We start from the raw sequence: 22,172 nt of genomic DNA on the forward strand, positions 1-22,172 counted from the left end.
GCCGGACATGTTTCGACGTCGCAACTTCGGGTGGAACGATTGCCCTCTGGACGTGTTTGGCGGCGATGCTCTCGGTGCTCAGGGAGTGGACCAATATCCAATGTAAAGGGAGAGGCCACATGAGGAGCGTTTTCGCGAAGGCGTCAATCCTCGGGGTTGTCAGCGCGGGGCTGATCGGTACGGCCGCGGCACAGACTCAAGATTTGCGCAAGGGCGCGGCCGATGCGACCAAGCAGACGAATTCGGTCTTGCTGAAACAGCTGCCGTTTAACGACACCTCCGATTTCGACGCCGCGAACAAAGGCTTCATGGCCGCGCTGCCTTCCGAGGCAATCAAGGGAAGCACGGGCAACGCGATCTGGAACCCGCAGCAGTACGGCTTCATCAGCGACGCGACAGCCCCCGATACGGTCAACCCAAGCCTGTGGCGACAATCCCGGCTGATCAACATCTCCGGCTTGTTCGAGGTGACCGACGGCATCTATCAGGTCCGCAATCAGGACCTGTCGAACATGACGATCATCGAGGGCAGCGAGGGCATTACAATCGTCGATCCGCTCGTGTCGGCAGAGACGGCAAAGGTGGCGCTCGACCTGTACCGCTCGAAGCGCGGAAACAAACCCGTCAAGGCCGTGATCTACACCCACAGCCACGTCGATCACTATGGTGGTGTGCGGGGCGTCACCAGCGAGGACGACGTCCAGTCCGGCAAGGTCAAGATCTACGCGCCGGATGGATTCCTGGAGGCTGCGGTCGCCGAGAACGTCATGGCCGGCACCGCGATGAGCCGGCGCGCCAGTTACATGTACGGCAACCTGCTCAAGGCGGATCCGAAGGGGCAGGTCGGCGCGGGTCTCGGCACCACGACCTCGGCAGGCACGGTGACGCTCATCGCGCCGACCAACATCATCAAGGAAACCGGACAGAAAGAGAAGATCGACGGCTTGACCTACGAGTTTCTGATGGCGCCCGGTTCGGAAGCGCCGTCGGAGATGATGTGGTTCATCGAGGAAAAGAAGGCGATGGAATCCGCCGAGGACGCGACCCACACGCTGCACAATACGTATTCGCTTCGCGGCGCCAAAATTCGCGAGCCGCTTCCCTGGTCGAAGTACCTCAACCAGGCGCTGGTGATGTGGGGCGACAAGGTCGATGCGGTGTTTGCGCAGCATCACTGGCCGACATGGGGCAATGACAAGGTGGTTTCACTTCTGGAGAGCCAGCGCGACCTTTACCGCTTCATCAACGACCAGACCTTGCGCATGGTCAACCACGGCATGACGATGCGCGAGATCGCCGACGGATTCAAAATGCCTGACAGCCTCGCCAATGTCTGGGCAAACCGCGGTTACTACGGCTCGATCTATCATGACGTGGCCGCCACCTATGTTCTTTATCTTGGCTGGTTCGACGGCAACCCGGCCACCCTGCACGAACTGCCGCCGGTCGAGGCGAGCAAGAAATACGTCGAGTTCATGGGCGGCAGCGACGAGGTTCTGAAGAAGGCCAAGGCTTCCTACGACAAGGGCGAATATCGCTGGGTGGCTCAAGCCGTCCACCACGTCGTGTTCGCCGATCCCGACAATCAGGCCGCCAAGAATCTCGAAGCTGACGCGCTCGAGCAGCTCGGCTATCAGGCCGAGTCCGGACCGTGGCGCAACTTCTACCTGACCGGCGCCCAGGAGCTGCGCAACGGTGTCGCCAAGCTGCCGACGCCGAACACCGCGAGCCCCGATACGGTGCGCGCGATGTCCGCGGATTTGTTCTTCGACTATCTCGGGGTTCGCCTCAACGCGGAGAAGGCCGGCAACGCGCATGCGAAGCTCAACTTCGAGTTCGGCAAGGACGGCAACTACTTCGTCGAACTGAAGAACGGAGTGCTGAACCACACGGCGAACATGAAGTCCAACAATGCCGATGCGACGGTCGCGTTGTCGCGGGATACGCTGAACGGCATCATCCTGCAGCAGACCAAGTTTGATGATGCCATCTCGTCCGGCGCGGTGAAGGTCAGCGGAGACCAGACCAAGCTGCGCGATCTCGTGTCGTATCTCGACACGTTCGACTTCTGGTTCAATATCGTGACGCCGAACCAGACGGCTCAATCCGCCACAACGGGGCGAGGGGGAACGTCGCGATAATCATAACGATAATCACACGGTCAAGCGGCGCGGGGCACTTGCTTCGCGCCGCTTTGCTATGCGCACCTTCGCCGAAGATCGCGCGGATTTCCGCGATCGAGCGGGTGCGAAAGGTGACGATACACTCCTCACGCGCTGTCGAAGACAGCTCCGTTCAGTCATTTTGCTGACGCAATCTCTGTTTTAGTCGAGCGAGAAACTGAAAAACACGGTGTGAGGGCCGCCCAGGTTCTCACGATGGTTCCACCGCCGGAACTGGCACGAATCCGCAAGGAATCGGCACGCGTAAACGCCTCCGCGTTCGCTTGACCATGTTTTGCGGCATCGGGAACCGGACGATCGAAGAAAATCAATCAAGGAGTTATGATGCTGTTCGGCTCGAGCGCCGCGATTTGCGGCGCCCTGGTTGCGCTCGCCTTTTCTGGCACCGCTGCTCGAAGTGAAATCGCTGCGGTTCATTCAAGCGCCGTCGTCAATGCCGCGTGTGGGGATGCAATCGTTGGCGCGGCATCCATGTACAATCCGTTCAAGCCCGGCAAGGAGGAGGGCGGTCCAAGCACAGCCTCCGGCGAGCGCTATGATCACTCGGTCTGGGCGGCTGCCATCAAGACGAGTCTGCGCCGGAAGTTCGGTGGGGTCCAATTTGGCGCGAGGCCGAAATTTGCCCTCGTCGAGGCTGTCGGCAAGAAGGTCATCGTGAAGATAAATGACGTGGGGCCACTCAGGCCTGGCCGCATCATTGACCTCAACGAGCGGACGATGCGCTATTTCGATCCAAGCCTGGAGCTCGGAGTCATCAGTGGCGTCAAGGTCAGCCCGCTTGCGGGGGACTATTGGATTCCCGGACCGGTCGGCTGAACATCGGACGCGAAAGTGCCAGGGCGTAGCACGCGGCAAGCGCGGACCCGTTGGCTGATCCGCCCGTCGCTCGCAATGACGATGACGATCGCCGGAGGCTGCCGCTACAGCGTCACCACGATCTTGCCGAGGTGCTTGTTGGCTTCCATGTGCTCGAATGCCTTGCCGATGTCGGCGAATTTGTAGACCTGGTCGATCGGCAGCTGCAGCTTGCGTGCCTCGACCGCGGGCCAGATGTCCTTGCGCACCTCCTCGAAGATCGCGCGGATCTCCTCGATCGAGCGGGTGCGGAAGGTGACGCCGATATACTGGATGCGGCGTGCCGCGTGCAGGTCGAAGTTGAAGTCGCCGTGGGTGCCGCCGAGCCGGCCGACATTGACGATGCGGCCCTTGACCTTGGTCGCCTTGAGGTTCTGGTTCGCGACCGGTCCGGAAACCTGGTCGACGATCAGGTCGACGCCTTCGCCTGATGTCGCCTGCAGCACCTGATCGACCCAGCCGGGATCCTTCGAGTCCACCGCGAGATCGGCGCCGAACTCCTTCAGTCGGCCGCGACGCATCGCATCAGTCGATGAGCCCACCACGAGCTTGGCGCCCTTCAGCTTGGCGATCTGCATCGCCATCAGCCCGACGCCGGAGCTTGCGCCCTGGATCAGCACGCTCTGGCCCGGCAGCAGTGCGCCATTGGTGACGACGGCGTTGTGCATGGTGGCGAGCGCGACGGGCAGGGTTGCGGCCTCGTCGAAATTCATGTTCGAGGGCGCGCGGAACAGCCGGCCGTGATCGGCCAGCGTGTATTCGGCGAACGCCGCGCCGCCGGAGCCCATGATCTTGTCGCCGACCTTGACGCCCTTGGCATCGGGGCCGAGCTCGGCGACCTCGCCGGCCCATTCCATGCCGAGCACGGTGCCGACGCCGCCGGCCGCGCCGTGGACATGGCCCTTGGTCATGCCGAGATCGGCGCGGTTCAGCCCGCAGGCATGAACCTTGACCAGCACCTGGGTGCCCTTCGGCACGGGCTTCGCAACGTCGGTGATTTCAGGGCCGTTAGGGCCGTAGACATAGGCTTTCATGGGCTTCTTCTCGTTTGTGTCTAACGCGAGATGACTTGAATTCCGTCATCCTGAGGTGGCCGCTTTTTCAGCGGCCCTCGAAGGATGGACGGCCCGGCTGGTGGCCGTCGACCCTTCGAGACGCGCTTCGCGCTCCTCAGGGTGACGGATAACACTCGTGCTCCGCTCCGGCCTATTCCGCGGCCTGACGCTTGGCGCCGGACATCATGGCTTCCAGCCGTTCGCGGATGATCGCTTCCGCTTCGTGGACGATGCGCGACACCAGCTCGGCACAGGACGGAATGTCGTGGATCAGGCCCTGCACCTGGCCGGCCGACCAGATGCCTTCGTCGGCATCGCCCGACGCGTAGACCATCTTGCCGCGCGCGCCGGCGACCAGCTCGCGCACGTCCTCGAACTTGGCGCCTTCCTTCTCCATCTGCACGACCTTGGTCGAGATCGCGTTCTTGGCGACGCGCGAGGTGTTGCGCATGGTGCGGAAGATCAGCTCGGTCTCGCGCTCGTCATTGGCGACGATGCGTTCCTTTACCAGCTGATGGATCGGGCTCTCCCTGGTGCACATGAAGCGCGTGCCCATGTTGATGCCTTCGGCGCCGAGCGCGAGCGCTGCGACCAGGCCGCGCGCATCGCCGAAGCCGCCCGAGGCGATCATCGGGATCTTCACCTTGTCGGCTGCGGCGGGGATCAGGATCAGGCCGGGGGTGTCGTCCTCGCCGGGATGGCCGGCGCATTCAAAGCCGTCGATCGAGATCGCGTCGGCGCCCATCCGCTCGGCGGACAGCGCGTGGCGCACGCTGGTGCATTTGTGCAGCACCTTGATGCCGTGCTTCTTGAACTCGTCGACATGTTCCTGCGGCTTGTTGCCGGCGGTCTCGACGATCTTGATGCCGCTCTCGATGATGGCCTGGCGATACTCGGCGTAGGGCGGCGGCTTGATCGCGGGCAGGATGGTCAGGTTGACGCCGAACGGCTTGTCGGTCAGCTCGCGGCAGCGCGCGATTTCCTTGCGCAGATCGTCCGGCGTCGGCTGCGTCAGCGCGGTGATCATGCCGAGCGCGCCGGCATTGGCGACGGCGGCAACCAGCTCGGCGCGCCCGACCCATTGCATGCCGCCCTGCACGATCGGGTGGTCGACGCCGAACATTTCGGTGAAACGTGTCTTGATCATTCTGCCCTCGTTTCCATCAAAATTTTCCGTGTCGCGGACGGCGGCGCACGGTGTTGTTATGGGATGTCGAGGGAAGGATGCAGTCCTGTCCGGCAATTGTCTACCGGCGACCTGCGGCGCGCCCATGCGGAAATGACAGGCCGCGGCGGTCGGGCGAGGGCGGGACGGAAATCTTTCGTCATCTGTTCAGGCGCTGGTGATCGAACACGCAGCGCCTGGCTGAGAGCAAGGCAAAGCAGGCGCTTGTTACGCCGGCACGGCGTCTTTCTTCGACGCGGCGGTCTCCTCGTCGAATGCGGCGGCGATGTCGCGCATGCTGACGACGCCGATCAGGCTGTAATTGTCGATGACGGGCACGTGGCGAATGTGGTGCTTGGTCATGAGATGACGGATGTGCTCGAGCGTGTCGCTCGATGTGCACGACACCAGCTGCTGCACCGACACGAACTGCGACACCTTCATGCTTGCGCCCGCCGCACCGTGCTCGGCGATCGCGCGCACCACGTCGCGCTCGGTGAACATGCCGACGGCGGTGTTACCCTCGGTGCGAACGACATCCTTGACCACGAGCGCGCTGATATTGCTGGCCCGCATCAGTTGCGCGGCGATCGCCACCGTCTCGTTCATGCGCACCGTGGCGACGCGGGGGGTCTTCTTGCGCAGGATATCTCCGACTTGCATGGCAACCTCCTTGGTTATCGTTGACTGGAGTCTGGTATACAAAATGCCAATTGTCAACGTGGCTGTCACAGAAATCTACCATCAGCAAAATGCTAAAATAGGCAGGTTTGCTGACATTTCCGACGATTGTGAGCGGCCGTGCGCGGCGCGGGCGATCTGCCGCACTAAGCGTGGTGGCATCTGGCATCCCTGAGCTGGCAAAAAAGAGAAGAGGCGCACCGAAATGCGCCTCCATCAGTCTCCGGGGAAATGTCGGGACCAAGCGGTCCTGATCGGGTGGTCTTTAGCCAAGCCGTCTTGTTAAGCCGTCTTGGCGCTCGTCGCGGTCTCTTCCGCGGCGGCAGCCTCGTTGCCGTTGATGAAGGCGCGGCGCATCGGCTTGATCACGAACAGCGCCATCAGCGCCGCGGTGGCGTTGAGGGCGACCGCGATCACGAACACCGCCTGCCAGCCATAGCTGGCGGCAACGATGCTGGCGGCAGGCACCAAAAGCGCTGCGGTGCCCTTCGCGGTGTAGAGCATGCCGTTGTTGGTGGTCGCGAACTTCGAGCCGAAGGTGTCGCCGCAGGTCGCCGGGAACAGCGAGTAGATCTCGCCGAACACGCCGAAATAGACCGCGGTCGCCAGCACGAACACCACCGGGTTGTGACCCCAGGTCGACAGCGTGAGCAGCATCAGCGCGCCGGTGCCGAACGCAATGAACATGGTGTGCTCGCGGCCGATATTGTCGGACACCCAACCGAAGAACGGCCGTCCGAAACCGTCGAAGATGCGGTCGAGCGAGATCGCGAAGGTCAGCGCGGCCATCTGGAAGCCGGCGAGCGTGACCGGCGTGTTCGCGATCTTGTAGTCGTGCGCGATCGGTGCGATCTGCGCCGCCGCCATCAGGCCGCCGGCGGCGACCATCACGAACACCAGATACATCACCCAGAAGATCGGGCTGCGCAGCACCTGCGGCGGCGTGAAGTCGACCTTGGTCTGCGGCAGATTGAGCTGCTTCTTCTTCGGCGGGATCGAGACCGCGGGCGGCTGGATGAAGAAGGCGAGCAGGAAGACGATCAATCCCTGTCCGATGCCGAAATCGAAGAACGCAGTCTGATAGCCGCTCGCGGCGATCATCTTTGCAATCGGCACCACGGTGAGCGCGGCGCCGGCGCCGAAGCCGGCCGCGGTTGCGCCGGCGGCGAGGCCGCGGCGATCGGGAAACCACTTCAGCGCGTTGCCGACGCAGGTGCCGTACACCGCACCGGCGCCGATGCCGCCGAACACGGCGGCGGTGTAGAGCAAGGCGAGCGAGTCGGCATAGGAGTTCAACACCCAGGCGAGCGCGATCATGATGCCGCCGAACATGATGACGAGCCGCGGGCCGTATTTGTCGACGAACCAGGCCTCGACCGGCACCAGCCAGGTCTCGGTCACCACGAAGATCGTGAAGGCGAACTGGATCGCCGCGCGCCCCCAGTGGTGCGCGCCGTCGATCGGATCGACGAACAGCGTCCAGCCGTATTGCAGGTTCGCGATCATCGCCATGCAGACGATGCCCATGACGAGCTGCAGCCAGCGGAAGCCGCTGGACGAAGGTTGAGCTTGTGTGACGGCAGTATTGCTGGAAACCATCAAGTCCTCCCGAGCGCGCTGGTCTTGTGACCGAGTGTCGCAATTATTGTGGCGTATCGTCGCAAGCGTCGGCGGAAGTTGGTATACTATATTCCAGAAAGCAAGCCCTTCATTCTGCTGCAATGCAGCAAATCTGCCCTCCGACGCGCCGCTCCGGACGGCCTCTTCCTAACGGCAAAATGAAAAGCGCCCGGCTTTTGACCGGGCGCTTCGCAGGCTGTGGTGAGGCGGTTGCTTAAGCCGTAGCCGATTTCGCGACCACGATTTTTCGCCAGGGCTTGAGCAGCATGATCGCGAGCAGCGAGGCGAGGATGTTGGCGCCTGCCGCGATGATGAACACCTTGTCCCAGTTGCCCGACGATTGCTGCATGTAGTTGGCGATCGGCACCAAGAGCGCCGCGGTGCCCTTCGCGGTGTAGAGCAGGCCCGCATTCGTGGTGGCGAACTTGGCGCCGAACGTATCGGTGCAGGTCGAGGGGAACAGCGAGTAGATCTCGCCCCAGGCAAAGAACACGAAGCCCGAGAGCAGCACGAACCAAACCGGGTCGTGTCCCCAGAGGTAGAGCATCCAGATGCCGATGCCTTCCATGCCGAAGGCGATGAACATCGTGTTCTCGCGGCCGATCATGTCGGAAATCCAGCCGAAGAACGGACGCGTCAGACCGTTGAGGACGCGGTCGATGGTTGCCGCGAAGGTCACGGCCGTCATCGTCACCGCCATCAGCGTGACCGGCACGCTGTCGACCTTCCAGTCGACCGCGATCGGCTTCAGGTTCGCCGTCACCATCAGGCCACCGGCGCCGACGATCACGAACATGAAGTACATCAGCCAGAAGATCGGCTGCCGCAGCACTTCGGTCGGCTGATAGTTGCGCCGGGTCTGGATGATGTTGGCGTTCGCCACGACGGCCGGCACCTGTCCGGCCTTCGGCGCCAGCAGGAAGAAGGAGAGCAGCACGATGATGATGCCCTGGCCGAGACCGAAATACAGGAAGGTGGTCTGGAAGCCGGAGTCCTTGATCATCGCCTGGATCGGCGCGACCGTGAGCGCCGAGCCTGCGCCGAAGCCGGCAGCGGTGATGCCCGCGGCAAGTCCGCGTTTATCCGGAAACCATTTCAGCGCGTTGCCGACGCAGGTGCCGTAGACGCCGCCGGCGCCGATGCCGGCGATGATCATGCCGAGATAGTAGCCGTTCAGGGTCGTCGCCTGCGCGTTGATCGCCCAGCCGAGTGCGCAAAGGATGCCGCCGACCAGCACGACGATGCGCGGACCGTATTTGTCGACGAACCAGCCTTCCACCGGCACCAGCCAGGTCTCGAACAGCACGAACAGCGTGAAGGCCCATTGGATCGATGCGCGATCCCATCCGAATTTCTTCTGGATGTCGGGGACGAAGAACGTCCACCCGTATTGATAATTTGCGATCATCACCATCGCGGCGACGCCGATCGCGAGTTGCGTCCAGCGATAGGTGTCGCTGACACGCGCGGCCGCAGGGGCCGCAGTTGCCTGAACCATGTCCGACATAGATCCTCCCAGTGCGCCCCTTGTCGTTGCTTATGAGCGCGCGATGGCCATCTTGGTATCCGATATGCCAAGGTTCAAGCTGTCGCAGGGGCGGCGCGCGCTTATGCCGCACAGGACTCAGCCCGGGCACCCCGGGAGACTAGTTCAGCGCGCAAGGAAATGGCCCCGAAAATCGGGGCCATTGGTCGAAGGTTCAATGTCAGGTCGCATCTTGCGACGAAAGCTGCATCCGGCGGAGAGCGCCGGAAATCCCTTGGCTTAGAGGCCGAAGCGCGGCAGGTCGCCGTTGCGATTCGAGATCTCCGCGCTCTTCATCAGCAGGCGGTCGATCGAGGCCAGCAGACGGCCGAACAGGGTGGAGGAGGGCGCGAGCGTCAGTACAGTGGTCTTGGACATTGGTGTCCCCTTTCATTGGAGGCCAGCAATGGGCCGGCTCATCATCTGCAGCCAAACTATGTATACCAGATGCCAGATACAACGAACTTGTTTGCATAGCAGCATGCACGACTGTGCAATGCAGCAAAATCGGCAGATCGGCATTCCGGATTGGCGTGGAAGGGACGGAGTCCGGCGGCGGCGCCGGGTCAGAATTTCCAGCTAAAACTGGCCTTTACCGAGTGATCCTGGACCCGGTCGGCGAGCTGGCCGACATAGGCGATGCCGATGCTGGCCTGCGGCGTGACCCGCAGGTCGAGCCCGCCTTCGACCAGCGCCGCGTTCCGCGCCAGCGGCACGCCGGCCATGCTGAATCCGGTTCCCAGGCTCTGAAACGCGAGCGCCGCCGTCGGGGTCACGTCGCCGAAGGCGTACTGCCAGGCCACCGAGGCCCGCGGCGTCAGCTGCATGCCATTGGTGAGGGCGAAGCTGGTGGCGATGCGGGCGCCAAGTGAGGAATAGCCGACATCCTGGTCGTTGCCGGAGCCGCGCAGCGCGGCGGCGCCGGTGCCACCGGTCTCGGCAAAGCTGTCGGTGTTGAGGTGGGCCCAGGCAAGGCCCGCGAACGGCTCGAGCGCGGTGCGGCCGAGCGAGAGCCCGTAGCCGATCTCGCCGAACACCTGCGCCGTGGTCGCGTCATAGCGGGCGCGCGCGGTGTCGAAGAAGCCTGGGAACACGATCGAACGGCTGGTGTCGAGCGTGCTGAAGCTTGCCGAGGCGCCGCCGCGCAGATTGACCGCGCCGTAGCTCGCGCCGACATAGCCGGCGAGATGCGCGGTCTCGATATCGGCCGAGCTCGCGCGATCGCCGATATGAACCGACGAACTGGTGTAGCCGCCGGCGATGCCGGCGATCCAGTTCGGCGCGAATCTATGATCGACGCCGCTGAAGAAGCCGGCGAGGTCGCGCGTCATTCCCGCGGCATTGCCGTCGCCGTTCAACCGGCCCCAGGCGCCGACCCCCTGTGCCCAGAATGTGGTGTCCGCGATCGGTGCAGCATGCGCGAGTGGCGGCGCCTTGACCGGAAACGCGGGCCGCTCGGTGCCGGCATAGGCGAGCGCGGTGCTGACCGAAAGCTGATCCATCGCAGCGGTCTGCGGGCCACCTGAACCGAGCGCCGCCATCGGCCCGCTGCTGCCGGCGAACGAAGCTTGCCGCAGACGGCCGAGCACGGCTTCGCGCAGATAGCGCGAGTCGTCGAGCATCGCGGTCTGCGCGCTGGCATGCACTTCACCGGACAGCGCATCGAACGCCTGCCGCGCGCCGGCGGCGTTCTGGTTCAGCACGGCGACCATCAGCGGATCGCGCTGTTGCCCGCTTGCGTCCAGTGCGCCGGCGACGGCGATCTGGTTCGGTGTCGACGCGACGCTCGTCAGCGAGGTGGCGTTGCGGGCGAGCGTCAGGAAGACGTCGTTGGCGTCGTAGCTCAGCGTCGGCGTGAGGAATGTCAGGCTGCTCGTGACATCGGTGAAGGTGCCGTTCACGCCGCCGTTCGCGGTGAGGATGGTGTAGACCGTCTGCGGCGCATAGGTGCCGGTCTGCGCCAGCGCCAGCACATTGCCGCCGGCGAGCGTCGCGGTGCCGGTGGCTATGATCTTGTCGGACTGGCCGGCCGCATTGGCCTCGACCTGGTAGATCGAGCCGGCCGCGAAGGAAACGTTGCCGGCGACGTTCAAGGTGCCGATCGAATTGCCGGGCGCGACGATGCCGCCGGCATTGGCCGTGACGCCGCCGACGGTGCCGATGCCGCCGAGGGTGCCGCCATTGTTCACCGTGACGGCGCTGGCAAGGCTTGCGCCGCCGTGGCTGTCGTCGCCGACCACGAGCTTGCCGGCGTTGACGTTGGTCGCGCCGGTGTAGGTGCTTTGGCCGTTCAGGGTCAGCGTGCCGGCACCGATCTTGGTGAGCGATGCGCCGGTGCCGCCGCTCGCGCCGCCGTCGGCGATGACGCCGCTGACGATCGTCGACAGGTCGTTGCCGCCGACGGTGAGTGCGTTCGCGCCGAGATTATAGCGGCCGGCTCCCTCAATCGAGCCGGCGGAGAGAACGCGGTTTCCGGCCGGCCCCGTGCTTGCGGAAAAATCCACGACGCCGCCGGCGTCGGTGACGAGACGGGCATTGCCCGCCGTGCTGTTGCCGGCAAACGCGGTCTGGCCGCTCGCCGTGGTGACGAGCGTGGCGGCGCCGGCCGAGGTCGCGTTGCGGAAGTTTAGCTTGCTGTTGTTGGTGATCGTGGTCAGGCCCGAGGTATCGGCGTTGACCACCTCGAAGGTGGCGTTGTTGAGCACGCTGCCGATGATCTTGCCCTGATGCGTGGTATCGCCGAGCTGCAGCGTGCCGGCCTGGATCGTGGTGCCGCCGGTGTAACTGCTGGTGCCGGCCAGCACCTGCTTGTAGCTGCCGTCCTTGATGTAACCGCCCGCGCCGGTGATGGCGCCGTAGTAGAGCGCGGTGGTGATGGTCGACTTCAGGCTGGTGGTGAGATTGCCGCCGGCCAGATCGACGGTGCCGAAATCGGTGGTGCCGGACGACAGCGTTGCCACCGTCTCATTGCTGAGCAGGCGCAGCGTGCTGTTGCCGAGCACGATGACGCTGGAATTGTCGCCAAGGGCGTTGCCACCTTGCACGACCAAGGTGCCGCCGAGCAGCTGCGTGCCGCCGGTATAGGTGTTGTTCCCGGAGAGCGTCAGCGTGCCGGTCCCGCTCTTGGTGAAGAGGCCGCCGCCGCTGATCGAACCGGCAAAGGTGCTGTCGTCGGAGCGGTTGAAGATCAGCCGTCCGTTATTGAAGACGTTACCGGTGATCGCGCCCGACGTGCCGCCATTGCCGATCTGCAGCGTGCCGTTCGCGATCGTGGTGCCGCCGCCATAGCGGCCGGTGCCGGTCAGGATGGTGGTGCCGCTGCCCTTCTGCACGAACCCGCCGCTGCCCGAGATGTCGCCGCCGAAAGTATAGGTGTCGGAGCGGTTGATGGCGAAGGTGCCATTGTTCACCACCTGGCCCAGGATGGAGCCGGAGGTGCCGCCGTTGCCGAGTTGCAGCGTGCCCGCGCTGATTGCGATGCCGCCGGTCAGGCTGCTGTTGCCGGTCAAGGTCAGCGTTCCGGCGCCGAACTTGAACAGGGTGCCGTTTCCGTTGATCGACTGGCCCAGAGTGAAATTGTTGGCGGCATCGGCGATATCGAACGCTCCGCCGCCGCTGCCCAGGTTGATGGCGCGCGTGGTGCCGGTGAAGGCTGTGCCGGTGACCCGCAGCGTGCCACCGCCGTCGAAATTCAGCGCGCCCGACGCGGCGCCGAGATTGGTGTCCGATGACACCTGCACTGTGCCACGCGACATAGTCGTGCCGCCGCCATAGCTGTTGGTGCCGGTCAGGATGGTGGTGCCGATGCCGATCTGCGCGAACGCACCGCTGCCCGAGATCGTCCCGCCGAAGGTATAGATGTCCGATCGGTTGACGGCGAAAATGCCGTTGTTCACCACGTTGCCGGTGATGGATCCGAAGCTGACGCCGTTGCCGAGTTGCAGCGTGCCGGCGGAGATGGTGGTGCCGCCGGAGTAGTTGTTGCTGCCGGTGAAGGTCAGCGTTCCGGCGCCGGACTTGGTCAGCCCGCCGTTGCCCGTGAACGAGTTGCTGACGACGAAATTGTTGGTGCCATCGACGATCTCGAAGCCGCCGCCGCCCCAATTGATGGTGCGTGACGTACCGGTGAAGCTCGTGCCAGTCACCTGGAGCGTGCCGCCGTTGAAGGTCAGGGAGCCCGAAGCCGCGCCGAGGTTGGCCTCTGACGACACCGACAGCGTTCCGCCCGCCAGCGTCGTTCCTCCGGTGTAGCTGTTGTTCCCGGAGAGTGTGAGCGTGCCTATTCCGGTCACGGCCACGCTGCCGGCGCCCGATACCACACCGGTGACTGAAAAATTGGCCGGCGTGGTGTTGAAGGCGACGAGGGAGCCGGAGCCGAGCACGATGTTGTTGCCGACCGCGAACCCGTTGTTTTGTGCTGCAATCGTTGCAGCGGCACCCGTAATCAATTGAATATCGCCGACAAGCGTCGAGCCGGTCAGCAAATTCAGGACGTTGCTGGTTCCACCGAAACGGATCGCGGCCGCATGGGTTGCGCCGTCGGCGTTGAGCCCGCCACTGATCGTGCCGGCATTGTTGATGGTGCTGTTTCCATTGGTCATGACACCGACGCCGGCCGTACCTCCGCCGGTCGCGGCACCGCCCGTGATGGTGCCGGTGTTGCCCAGTGTATTATTGCTGCTGACCAGATTGACGCCAGCGCCGCTGCCGCCGGTGCCGGCTCCGCCAAGGGAGCCGATCCCGCCGCTGCCGCCGCCGCCTCCGGTAATGCTGCCGGCGTTGCTGATCGACGTTCCATCGCCGAGCACCAGCAAGCCATCGCCGCCGCCCCCGCCGCCGCCGCCGAGTCCGGTCCCGCCGCCTCCGGCCCCGCCTTGCCCTCCCGTGATCGTCCCCGCATTCGAGACGAAGGCGCCGGCTGCGGTGGAGACCACGCCGGCGCCACCGCCGCCGCCGCCACCACCGCCACCGGCGCCGGGAGAATTTCCGCCAGCACCGCCGTTACCGGCGTTGACTGTCACTCCGCCATTGACGGTCAGGGATGTGCCCGAAAAATACACCCCGGTGCCGCCGCCGCCGCCGCCGGACCCAAAATGAAACCCGTCCGGTCCGGTGTCGCCGGTCACGCCGGTGGTTGGTGTCGTCACGACAGCCGTTCCGGTTAGTGCCGAGCCCGGCGCGCCGCCGTTTCCTCCAGCGTTCTCCCCCGCACCGCCGATCCCGCCGGTGCCGCCGCTGCTGGGGCTGCCAGGCACTTGCACGGTGTCGGCGCCCACCAGGTTGGTGCTGTTGCCGCCGACGCCATTGCCGTTGCCGCCGAAGCCGCCACGCCCGCCGGAGTTGGGACCACCGGCAGCGCTGCACGCCGTGGTGTCAGCCGTGCAGGCCGCCTGGGCGTGAGCCGGCAATGTCAGGCCGGCCGTGCCGAGGATCAGCGCAAGCGGCGAGACCGTGGCGAGGGTGCGAAAATAACTCGCGCGCGACTTCGCATCGAGACGGGCGGTCTGCGCGCCACCGAACTGTCCTACAGCGAAATCCTTCGCCGCGTATTCCCGCATTGTCACCGCATTCAGCCCCGGCAGCCTCGAGATGTCACCGCCTTCATCGGGCTTACGTGACTCGAGCCCTGATGATGTCGCATGATGTGTCGGAGTCGACACTGCCGACAGATTCCGTAATGGACTACGATCTGGCCACTACCCAAAAGGGTATTCAACGTGCGCACGTACGATAAGTCGCCGAGCGAGGCTTTGCTGCAACAGGCGGGTCCCACAATCGCTGCGAATTGCGCGCAAATTGAATCAAGACGGCTTGCTCTTCCCGTTAGCGGGAAGAGCGCGAGATGTCGCGTGTCACGCCAATTCAACAGCGACGATGGTGTCGAAGCCGTCGTCAGAACTTCCAGCTGAAATTGCCCTTCACCGAATGATCCTGCACCCGATCGGCCAACTGGCCGACATAGGAGATGCCGACGCTTGCCTGCGACGTGATGCGCAGATCGAGGCCAAGCAACCGCTACGGTGTCGTCGAACTGTCCTACAGCGGGACGTTCCGCTGCGTCGTCAAATGGGGCACCGCATTCAGTCCCGGTAGTAACTCGGATTGTTGCAACTTTCGCCGGGCCATGTGTGTTGCAGTCCCTGATGACGTTGCGCGATGTGTCGGACTCGACACAGCGGAGAGATTCCGTAATCGAATGCGATCTGGCCATTACCCTAAGGGGTATACCAACGCGCGCACGAACGATAAGACGGCGAGCGAGGCTTTGCTGCAACATGTGGGCACGTCGCGACGTTGCAGTGATCGCCAAAAAATCAAATCAAACCTGGTCGATCAAAATCCCATGCAACGGGACAGCACACTCGACGACGAAATCATTCGTCTCTACGAATCTGAGTCCAACCTGCACACGCTGCCTGGTGTCCTGTTCGCCGGCGTCGGCCGCCTGGTCGATGCGGAGGTGGTGAGCTTCACCGAGTTCCATCGTCCGAGCTGGGATTTCCGGTCGTTGATTTCGGTCGGCGACGATCCGGAGGTTCGTGCCCGCGGCATGCAGGCGTTTGCGAAGCACATGCACTCGCATCCGTTCTGGCAGCACGATCCGGCGTTCTATGGCGAACGCGCGCTGCGCGAGTCGGATTTCTTCAGCGACGAGGAATTCGTCGAGCTGCCGATTGCCAAGGAGGTGTTCCTGCCGTCGGGGGCGCGGCGGATCATGGGGATCGCGTTCGAGCACGCCGGTTATGTGGTCACGGTTGTCGGGCATCGCGTGGTGGGACGGCCGGCGTTCAGCGACGAGGAGCGCGACCGGATGCAGGGTTTTCGTCCGCACATCCTACGCGGCTACCGCCAGGCGCAGGAGCGAACGCTGGCGGCGCTGACACCGAGCGACCGCCTGCGTCTGGCATTTCCCGCGCTGACGCCGCGCCAGATCGAGGTGGCGTCGTGGATCGCGCAGGGCAAGTCGAACGAAGAGATCGCTGCTATCCTCGGCGTCGGGCTCGATGCCGTGAAGGCGCACGTCAAGGCGATCAACAGCAAGATCGATTCCGACAGCCGGCGCGCCGCGATCGTCATTGCCCACACCACACCGCCCTTCGCCGATCTGCCGCCGCTGTGGAAGCTCGGCGTGGAAGGCTGAGGGCGGGCGGCGCGTTCATAAAAGAAGGCCGCCCAAATGCGGCGGCCTCGAGTGAGCGGGTTTGCTTTTCTTCTTGGCCGATGAAGGGTCGGGGCCAAGTCCCTTCACCGCATTCCCTTCACCGCGTCCAGTCTTCGCCGGCGCACAGCGTTCCCATGCAGCCGCGAACGTTCAGCGTGCCCGGCGACACCAGCGTCACCGAGCTCTCATAGGTCTTGCCGTCGTCGGCGTTGTAGATCCGGCCGGCCCATTTGTTCGGGCCGGCGGGCTGCATGTTGATGAACAGCGACATGCCTATGACCGGCCGGGTGCGCTGCGCGCGATCGGCATTCTTGTCGTCGAGCTGCGGCTTGCCGGTGGCCTTGTCTGTCGGCTCCTTCAACCAGACGACGCGGCCGCACAGCGCGCTGCCGCAGCGGTGGACCTTGATCCTGGCGTCGCCGGATTGGGTCAGCCAGACGCCGGCCGGATCGTTGGCCTTGTCGCTCGCCTTGGCGGCATCGGCGGGGCTGCCGAGCAGCGGGATGTGGAACGCGGCCACGATCAAGCGGCGCGTGAGGTGAGTGTGGATCAATTGCTTCAGGGCCTTGCGCAGGCCGTTTTGGTCTGGGAATACCGTCATCATCCACCTTCTTCATGAAAAATTTCATGATAAACATGAAATAAATCACGTTTAAGGTTGAGTCAATGACATTGCCTAGGCATGATGCAATCCGGCCGTACCGGCTTTTTGGCAAAGAATTTTTCGGATGGGTGCGATGGGGAAATCGGTTCGTGAGCAGCGCCAGCTCTGGTTTCGCAGGCTCGATCGGGCGTTCTGGTTGATCTGGGCGGCACTGCCGGTGGTGCTGTGGCTGGCCTATTACCGCACCACCACGGCGTCGGCGACGATCGCCGAGAACCTGATCGGCGAGCAGGCGAAGTGCGCCAGCATCGTCGCCAACCCGCTGACCATGTCCGCCAAGGGCCAGGTGCTGTTCTGGTCGCTGTTCGCGCTTGGGGTATCGTTTTACGCCGTGCTGATCGGCATCCTACATCGCATGGTGAACCGATTCGCCAACGGACGGATCTTCGTGTCCGAAACGCTGCAGGGTGTCTGGTGGATGGGGATCTTCCTGGTGGTCTGGCCGTTTGTGGATACGATCACGACCATCGCGGTGACCTATGCGCTGTATCAGCTCGGCGACATCAAGTTCTTCCTGCCGAGCTACGGCGTCGACGTCGGCACCGTCGCAGGCGGCGTGTTCCTGATGGCGCTGAAATTCGTGATCGAGCAGGCCATCCTGTTGCAGTCCGAAAACGATCTGACGATCTGAGGGTGATGCTTGTGCCCATCGTGGTGAACCTCGATGTCATGCTCGCAAAGCGCAAGCGCCGCCTCGGAGACCTCGCGGACGCGATCGGCATTTCGATCCAGAACCTGTCGATCTTGAAGACTGGCAAGGCGAAGGCGATGCGCTTCTCGACGCTGTCGGCAATCTGCCGCGAGCTGGACTGCCGGCCGGGCGATATCCTGGAATATGTGCCGGGCGATGAGGGCGGCGAGGGCGAGAGCGGCGAGGGTGGTTGATCCGGCGTGCGATTGATTACCACGTAGAGTCGTCTCGCTCGCCCGAGATATGTTTGCTGCGTGAGGCCGTCGCTCCGCGCATTGATCTGAATCAATGTCCGCTCACCGCCGCTCCTTAGGTTGATGTCCAAGGCAGCGGCCCGGATGCCGTCCCCCCAACGTCCCAAGCGAGAGACACGATCATGGCGGTCGCAGACGGCGACGCAGATGCACGGCGTCGCCGAACGCGAATGGAAATCTTCGCCTTCCTGTTCCTGACCGCCATCCTGATGCCGGGGCTCGCGGTCGCGACTGTGGGGTCATACGGACTCGCGATCTGGATCTACCAAATGGTGGCCGGCCCTCCCGGTCCGCCCCCACCGCACTGACAGGGAGAGCATCGTTGTGCGCAAGACCGCGATCAATCGCCGTATGTTGATTACCGGCCGCGCCTTGACAGCGGAGCGCGTCGTGGCGCCCCCGGGGGGCGAGATCGCCAGCATCCTGGTGCAGGCCCGCCCCGAGAGCCTTGATGCGGTCGAAGCCGACATCCTCGCCGTTTCCGGCTGCGAGATTTTCGGCCGCGACCCCAGAGGCAAGCTCGTCGTGGTGGTCGATGCACCCGATGCCGGTGCGCTCGGCGCGACGTTGAACACGATCGCTCTGTTACCGCACGTCCATTCCGCCTCGCTGGTGTTTCACGCCATCGACGTCTGCTGAAGTGCCGGGAGGCAAGCCATGACCGAAACCAAGCTCGACCGCCGCCAGATGCTGAAGCTGGAGGCCGCCGCGATCGCCGCTGCGGCCGGCGGAATGCCAGTTGCGTCGGTCGCGGCAAACCTCGTCACTGACCGTGATGCCAGCGAACTCGACTGGAACAAGGCTCCCTGCCGCTTCTGCGGCACCGGCTGCAGCGTCATGGTGGCAACCAAGGACAATCGCGTCGTTGCCACCCACGGCGATATCAAGGCCGAGGTAAATCGCGGCCTCAACTGCGTGAAGGGCTACTTCCTCTCCAAAATCATGTACGGCCACGATCGCCTGACGCAGCCGATGCTGCGCAAGACGAACGGCAAGTACGACAAGAACGGAGACTTCACCCCGGTCGCGTGGGACGAGGCGTTCGACATCATGGCCGAGAAGTTCAAGGCGGCGCTGAAGCAGCGCGGGCCGAGCGGCGTCGGCATGTTCGGCTCCGGCCAATGGACGGTCTGGGAGGGCTATGCGGCTTCAAAACTGTTCAAGGCCGGCTTTCGCTCCAACAACATCGATCCCAACGCGCGCCACTGCATGGCCTCAGCCGTGGTCGGCATGATGCGCACCTTCGGCATGGACGAACCGGCCGGCTGCTACGACGACATCGAGGCCACCGATGCCTTCGTGTTGTGGGGCTCCAACATGGCGGAGATGCACCCGATTCTGTGGACGCGGGTGACCGACCGCAGGCTTTCGGCGGCGCATGTGCGGGTCGCCGTGCTTTCGACCTTCGAGCACCGATCGTTCGACCTTGCCGACATCGGGATCGTGTTCACGCCGCACTCCGATCTCTACATCCTCAATGCGATCGCCAATCACATCATCAAGACCGGGCGCGTGAACAAGGATTTCGTCACCGCGCATACCGTGTTCAAGCGCGGCCAGACCGACATCGGCTACGGCCTGAGGCCCGATCATCCGCTGCAGAAGAAGGCGACGGGTGCGGCCAAGGCCAACGATGCCACCGATATGAGCTACGACGACTACGTCAAATTCCTCGCCGACTACACGCTGGAAAAGGCGGCGAAGATGTCGGGCGTTCCGCTCAATCGCCTGGAGGCGCTGGCCGAGCTCTACGCTGACCCGAAGACCAAGGTCGTCAGCTTCTGGACCATGGGTTTCAACCAGCACACCCGCGGCGTCTGGTGCAACAATCTGGTCTACAATCTTCACCTTCTGACCGGGAAGATCGCGGAGCCCGGCAACAGCCCGTTTTCGCTGACCGGCCAGCCCTCGGCCTGCGGTACCGCACGCGAGGTGGGTACCTTCTCGCACCGCCTCCCGGCAGACATGGTCGTCACCAACAAGGCGCATCGCGACAAGGCGGAGGAGATCTGGAAGTTGCCGGAAGGCACGATTCCGGACAAGCCGGGCTATCACGCGGTGTTGCAAAGCCGGATGCTGAAGGACGGTCTGCTCAACGCCTACTGGGTGCAGGTCAACAACAATTTGCAGGCCGGTCCCAACATCAACGAGGAAACCTATCCCGGTTTCCGCAACCCCGACAATTTCATTGTCGTTTCGGAAGTCTATCCGACCGTCACCGCGCTCGGCGCCGACCTGATCTTGCCGACCGCGATGTGGGTGGAAAAGGAAGGCGCCTATGGCAATGCCGAGCGGCGCACCCAGTTCTGGCACCAGCTCGTCACCGCTCCGGGCGAGTCGCGTTCAGATCTCTGGCAATTGATGGAGTTTTCCAAGCGCTTCAAGATCGAGGAGGTCTGGCCGGAAGAGTTGCTGGCAAAGAAGCCGGAGTATCGTGGCAAGACGCTGTTCGACATGCTCTATCGCAACGGCCAGGTCGACAAGTTTCCGGTCTCCGACGTCGCGTCGGGCTACGCCAACGACGAATCCAAGGCGTTTGGCTTCTATGTCCAGAAAGGGCTGTTCGAGGAATATGCCAGCTTCGGCCGCGGCCACGGCCACGATCTCGCGCCGTTCGATGCCTATCACGGCGAGCGCGGGCTGCGCTGGCCCGTCGTGAACGGCAAGGAGACGAAGTGGCGTTTCCGCGAAGGCTCGGACCCGTATGTCGGGCAGGGCAGAGGCGTGCAGTTCTACGGTTTTGCCGATGGCAAGGCGCGCATCTTTGCGCTTCCCTACGAACCGCCGGCGGAATCGCCTGATAGCGAATACCCCTTGTGGCTTTCCACCGGCCGGGTGCTGGAGCATTGGCACTCCGGCACCATGACCCGCCGCGTGCCCGAACTCTATCGCGCGTTTCCCGAGGCCGTCTGCTTCATGCATCCGGATGATGCGCAGGAGGCCAAGCTGCGACGCGGTGACGAGGTCAAGGTGATCTCTCGCCGCGGGTTCATCCGGGCGCGGCTGGAGACCCGCGGCCGCGACCGGCCGCCGCGAGGTCTGGTGTTCGTCCCCTGGTTCGACGAGTCGAAGCTGATCAACAAGGTGACGCTCGACGCCACCGATCCGCTTTCGCTGCAGACCGATTTCAAGAAATGCGCCGTGCGCATCGAGAAGGTGCTGCCGTCATGATCAGGGACCTGCGCGTCGTTCTGCTCGTCCTGGCGATAGGGGCCGGCACCGGCACATTGGCGGCGCAATCGCTCGATTCCGGGCTGCGGGGGCCGACGCCGCTCGATAATGAAGGCCCGGCTCCGCCGATGATGCCGACGCGCAACACGTCCGAGCGGGAGGTCAGGAACTATCCCGAGCAGCCGCCGGTGATTCCGCATTCGATCGACGGCTACCAGATCGATCTGAACAGCAACAAATGCCTGTCCTGTCACGCGCGCGCCCGCACCGGCGAGTCGCAGGCGCCGATGGTCTCGATTACTCATTTCATGGATCGCGACGGCCAGTTCCTTGCGTCGATCTCGCCGCGCCGTTTTTTCTGCACTGAATGTCACGTACCGCAGAGCGTGAGCAATCCGCCCATCAGCAACGACTTCGTCGACATCGACACCATGCTGAGCCGCGCGGGTCCGGGCGGCCGTCGATGAAGGCGGCCGACCCCCAAGCCTCGAAGGAGGGGCTCTTCCGACGCGCATGGGCCTTCGCGCGCGAGCTGTGGGACGTGCTGGTGCGGCCGAGCACGGTGTTTGGGCTCGGCGTGCTGGTGATCGCGGGCTTCGTCGCCGGGGTGATTTTCTGGGGCGGGTTCAATACCGCGCTCGAATTGACCAACACCGAGAAATTCTGCACCGGCTGCCACGAGATGCGCGAAAACGTGTTTGCGGAACTGAAGTCGACCATCCATTTCACCAATCGCTCCGGCGTCCGCGCCACCTGCCCGGACTGTCACGTTCCGCACAACTGGACCGACAAGATCGCACGCAAGATGCAGGCCTCCAAGGAGGTGTGGGGCCACCTGTTCGGTGTCATCGACACCCGCGACAAGTTTGTCGACAAGCGGCTCGAGCTCGCGCTGCATGAGTGGGCGCGTTTCAAGGCCAACGATTCACTCGAATGCCGCAACTGTCACAGCGCGGAATCGATGGATATCACCAAGCAGTCACCGCGCGCGTCGGTGGCGCACCAGCGCTTCCTGTTTACCGGCGAGAAGACCTGCATCGATTGCCACAAGGGCATTGCACATCACTTACCCGACATGCGTGGAGTTCCGGGCTGGCAATGAGCGCCGGCTTTCGCCGGGGACCTTGATCTCGCCACGACGGCGGA

The 22,172-nt window shown here is 63.7% G+C and carries 18 protein-coding genes; 10 read left to right on the top strand and 8 right to left on the bottom strand.

The genetic code is table 11. The annotated features are described in order from the left end of the window. Positions 1-203: 203 nt before the first annotated feature. Both ACVW1B_RS07335 and ACVW1B_RS07340 read left to right on the top strand, forming a co-directional pair. Positions 204-2,141 (top strand): alkyl/aryl-sulfatase, encoded by a 1,938-nt coding sequence (locus ACVW1B_RS07335; protein WP_456823009.1) that lies wholly within the window; start codon positions 204-206, stop codon positions 2,139-2,141. 363 nt (positions 2,142-2,504) lie between these two features. Beyond that, the gene (locus tag ACVW1B_RS07340; protein WP_456821437.1) at positions 2,505-2,999 is read left to right on the top strand and encodes an RlpA-like double-psi beta-barrel domain-containing protein; all 495 of its coding nucleotides are present in this window, start codon (positions 2,505-2,507) and stop codon (positions 2,997-2,999) included. Positions 3,000-3,103: 104 nt separating this feature from the next. On the opposite strand, the gene ACVW1B_RS07345 is transcribed toward ACVW1B_RS07340, so the two are convergent. From ACVW1B_RS07345 to ACVW1B_RS07375, 7 genes are all read right to left on the bottom strand, one after another. Continuing rightward, entirely contained in the window at positions 3,104-4,072 is a 969-nt protein-coding gene (locus ACVW1B_RS07345) for a zinc-binding dehydrogenase (protein ID WP_229189921.1), read from the bottom strand. A 172-nt stretch (positions 4,073-4,244) separates the two neighbouring features. Continuing rightward, the gene (locus tag ACVW1B_RS07350; protein WP_168858126.1) at positions 4,245-5,240 is read right to left on the bottom strand and encodes an NAD(P)H-dependent flavin oxidoreductase; all 996 of its coding nucleotides are present in this window, start codon (positions 5,238-5,240) and stop codon (positions 4,245-4,247) included. Positions 5,241-5,486: 246 nt separating this feature from the next. Continuing rightward, positions 5,487-5,921, bottom strand: coding sequence for a CBS domain-containing protein (locus tag ACVW1B_RS07355; protein WP_028331534.1), 435 nt, complete (start codon positions 5,919-5,921; stop codon positions 5,487-5,489). A 300-nt stretch (positions 5,922-6,221) separates the two neighbouring features. After that, a complete protein-coding gene (gene oxlT / locus ACVW1B_RS07360) occupies positions 6,222-7,538 on the bottom strand; it encodes an oxalate/formate MFS antiporter (RefSeq protein ID WP_028331533.1) in 1,317 nt (438 codons plus the stop codon). A gap of 235 nt (positions 7,539-7,773) precedes the next feature. Beyond that, positions 7,774-9,066, bottom strand: a complete 1,293-nt coding sequence (gene oxlT, locus ACVW1B_RS07365; protein ID WP_057020267.1) for an oxalate/formate MFS antiporter — start codon at positions 9,064-9,066, stop codon at positions 7,774-7,776. Between the two features lie 258 nt (positions 9,067-9,324). Further along, positions 9,325-9,462 carry a hypothetical protein gene (locus ACVW1B_RS07370; protein ID WP_167350443.1) on the bottom strand — a complete coding sequence of 46 codons (138 nt, stop codon included), beginning with the start codon at positions 9,460-9,462 and terminating at the stop codon, positions 9,325-9,327. Positions 9,463-9,650: 188 nt separating this feature from the next. Continuing rightward, positions 9,651-14,642 (bottom strand): autotransporter outer membrane beta-barrel domain-containing protein, encoded by a 4,992-nt coding sequence (locus ACVW1B_RS07375; RefSeq protein WP_456823010.1) that lies wholly within the window; start codon positions 14,640-14,642, stop codon positions 9,651-9,653. 407 nt (positions 14,643-15,049) lie between these two features. Between ACVW1B_RS07375 and ACVW1B_RS07380 the strand changes: the two genes are divergently transcribed. After that, on the top strand, positions 15,050-16,225 hold the full coding sequence (locus ACVW1B_RS07380; RefSeq protein WP_456821438.1) for a helix-turn-helix transcriptional regulator: 1,176 nt from the start codon (positions 15,050-15,052) through the stop codon (positions 16,223-16,225). A 118-nt stretch (positions 16,226-16,343) separates the two neighbouring features. Here ACVW1B_RS07380 and ACVW1B_RS07385 read toward each other — a convergent pair whose 3' ends face one another. Next, positions 16,344-16,850, bottom strand: a complete 507-nt coding sequence (locus tag ACVW1B_RS07385; RefSeq protein WP_456821439.1) for a DUF2147 domain-containing protein — start codon at positions 16,848-16,850, stop codon at positions 16,344-16,346. Positions 16,851-16,983: 133 nt separating this feature from the next. Here ACVW1B_RS07385 and ACVW1B_RS07390 point away from each other — a divergent pair, with 133 nt between their 5' ends. The 7 genes from ACVW1B_RS07390 (at position 16,984) to ACVW1B_RS07420 (ending at position 22,128) form a co-directional block, all read left to right on the top strand. Further along, a complete protein-coding gene (locus tag ACVW1B_RS07390) occupies positions 16,984-17,541 on the top strand; it encodes a DUF2975 domain-containing protein (RefSeq protein ID WP_456821440.1) in 558 nt (185 codons plus the stop codon). Positions 17,542-17,552: 11 nt separating this feature from the next. Further along, complete coding sequence (locus tag ACVW1B_RS07395; protein WP_057020304.1) at positions 17,553-17,795, top strand: helix-turn-helix domain-containing protein; 243 nt, start codon at positions 17,553-17,555, stop codon at positions 17,793-17,795. 182 nt (positions 17,796-17,977) lie between these two features. Then, positions 17,978-18,163 (top strand): periplasmic nitrate reductase, NapE protein, encoded by a 186-nt coding sequence (gene napE / locus ACVW1B_RS07400; RefSeq protein WP_225163708.1) that lies wholly within the window; start codon positions 17,978-17,980, stop codon positions 18,161-18,163. Positions 18,164-18,206: 43 nt separating this feature from the next. After that, positions 18,207-18,494 (top strand): chaperone NapD, encoded by a 288-nt coding sequence (locus ACVW1B_RS07405; RefSeq protein WP_249794411.1) that lies wholly within the window; start codon positions 18,207-18,209, stop codon positions 18,492-18,494. An 18-nt stretch (positions 18,495-18,512) separates the two neighbouring features. Then, entirely contained in the window at positions 18,513-21,026 is a 2,514-nt protein-coding gene (gene napA, locus ACVW1B_RS07410) for a nitrate reductase catalytic subunit NapA (protein WP_456821441.1), read from the top strand. Next, entirely contained in the window at positions 21,023-21,493 is a 471-nt protein-coding gene (locus ACVW1B_RS07415; protein WP_225163706.1) for a nitrate reductase cytochrome c-type subunit, read from the top strand. The genes napA and ACVW1B_RS07415 overlap by 4 nt, the downstream gene beginning before the upstream one ends. Next, positions 21,490-22,128, top strand: a complete 639-nt coding sequence (locus ACVW1B_RS07420; protein ID WP_225163705.1) for a NapC/NirT family cytochrome c — start codon at positions 21,490-21,492, stop codon at positions 22,126-22,128. Before ACVW1B_RS07415 ends, ACVW1B_RS07420 begins: the two co-directional genes overlap by 4 nt. Positions 22,129-22,172 lie beyond the last annotated feature (44 nt).

The sequence above is a fragment of the Bradyrhizobium sp. USDA 4502 genome (assembly GCF_054063355.1).

Excerpts from the sequence above, each read along its gene's own strand:
- ACVW1B_RS07375 (WP_456823010.1), bottom strand. The coding sequence starts at position 14,642 with ATGCGGGAATACGCGGCGAAGGATTTCGCTGTAGGACAGTTCGGTGGC.
- ACVW1B_RS07370 (WP_167350443.1), bottom strand. The coding sequence starts at position 9,462 with ATGTCCAAGACCACTGTACTGACGCTCGCGCCCTCCTCCACCCTGTTC.
- ACVW1B_RS07385 (WP_456821439.1), bottom strand. The coding sequence starts at position 16,850 with ATGATGACGGTATTCCCAGACCAAAACGGCCTGCGCAAGGCCCTGAAG.
- ACVW1B_RS07350 (WP_168858126.1), bottom strand. The coding sequence starts at position 5,240 with ATGATCAAGACACGTTTCACCGAAATGTTCGGCGTCGACCACCCGATC.
- napA (WP_456821441.1), top strand. The coding sequence starts at position 18,513 with ATGACCGAAACCAAGCTCGACCGCCGCCAGATGCTGAAGCTGGAGGCC.
- oxlT (WP_057020267.1), bottom strand. The coding sequence starts at position 9,066 with ATGTCGGACATGGTTCAGGCAACTGCGGCCCCTGCGGCCGCGCGTGTC.
- ACVW1B_RS07340 (WP_456821437.1), top strand. The coding sequence starts at position 2,505 with ATGATGCTGTTCGGCTCGAGCGCCGCGATTTGCGGCGCCCTGGTTGCG.
- ACVW1B_RS07345 (WP_229189921.1), bottom strand. The coding sequence starts at position 4,072 with ATGAAAGCCTATGTCTACGGCCCTAACGGCCCTGAAATCACCGACGTT.
- ACVW1B_RS07405 (WP_249794411.1), top strand. The coding sequence starts at position 18,207 with ATGTTGATTACCGGCCGCGCCTTGACAGCGGAGCGCGTCGTGGCGCCC.
- ACVW1B_RS07380 (WP_456821438.1), top strand. The coding sequence starts at position 15,050 with ATGCCGACGCTTGCCTGCGACGTGATGCGCAGATCGAGGCCAAGCAAC.
- ACVW1B_RS07420 (WP_225163705.1), top strand. The coding sequence starts at position 21,490 with ATGAAGGCGGCCGACCCCCAAGCCTCGAAGGAGGGGCTCTTCCGACGC.
- ACVW1B_RS07415 (WP_225163706.1), top strand. The coding sequence starts at position 21,023 with ATGATCAGGGACCTGCGCGTCGTTCTGCTCGTCCTGGCGATAGGGGCC.
- ACVW1B_RS07355 (WP_028331534.1), bottom strand. The coding sequence starts at position 5,921 with ATGCAAGTCGGAGATATCCTGCGCAAGAAGACCCCCCGCGTCGCCACG.
- napE (WP_225163708.1), top strand. The coding sequence starts at position 17,978 with ATGGCGGTCGCAGACGGCGACGCAGATGCACGGCGTCGCCGAACGCGA.
- ACVW1B_RS07390 (WP_456821440.1), top strand. The coding sequence starts at position 16,984 with ATGGGGAAATCGGTTCGTGAGCAGCGCCAGCTCTGGTTTCGCAGGCTC.
- oxlT (WP_028331533.1), bottom strand. The coding sequence starts at position 7,538 with ATGGTTTCCAGCAATACTGCCGTCACACAAGCTCAACCTTCGTCCAGC.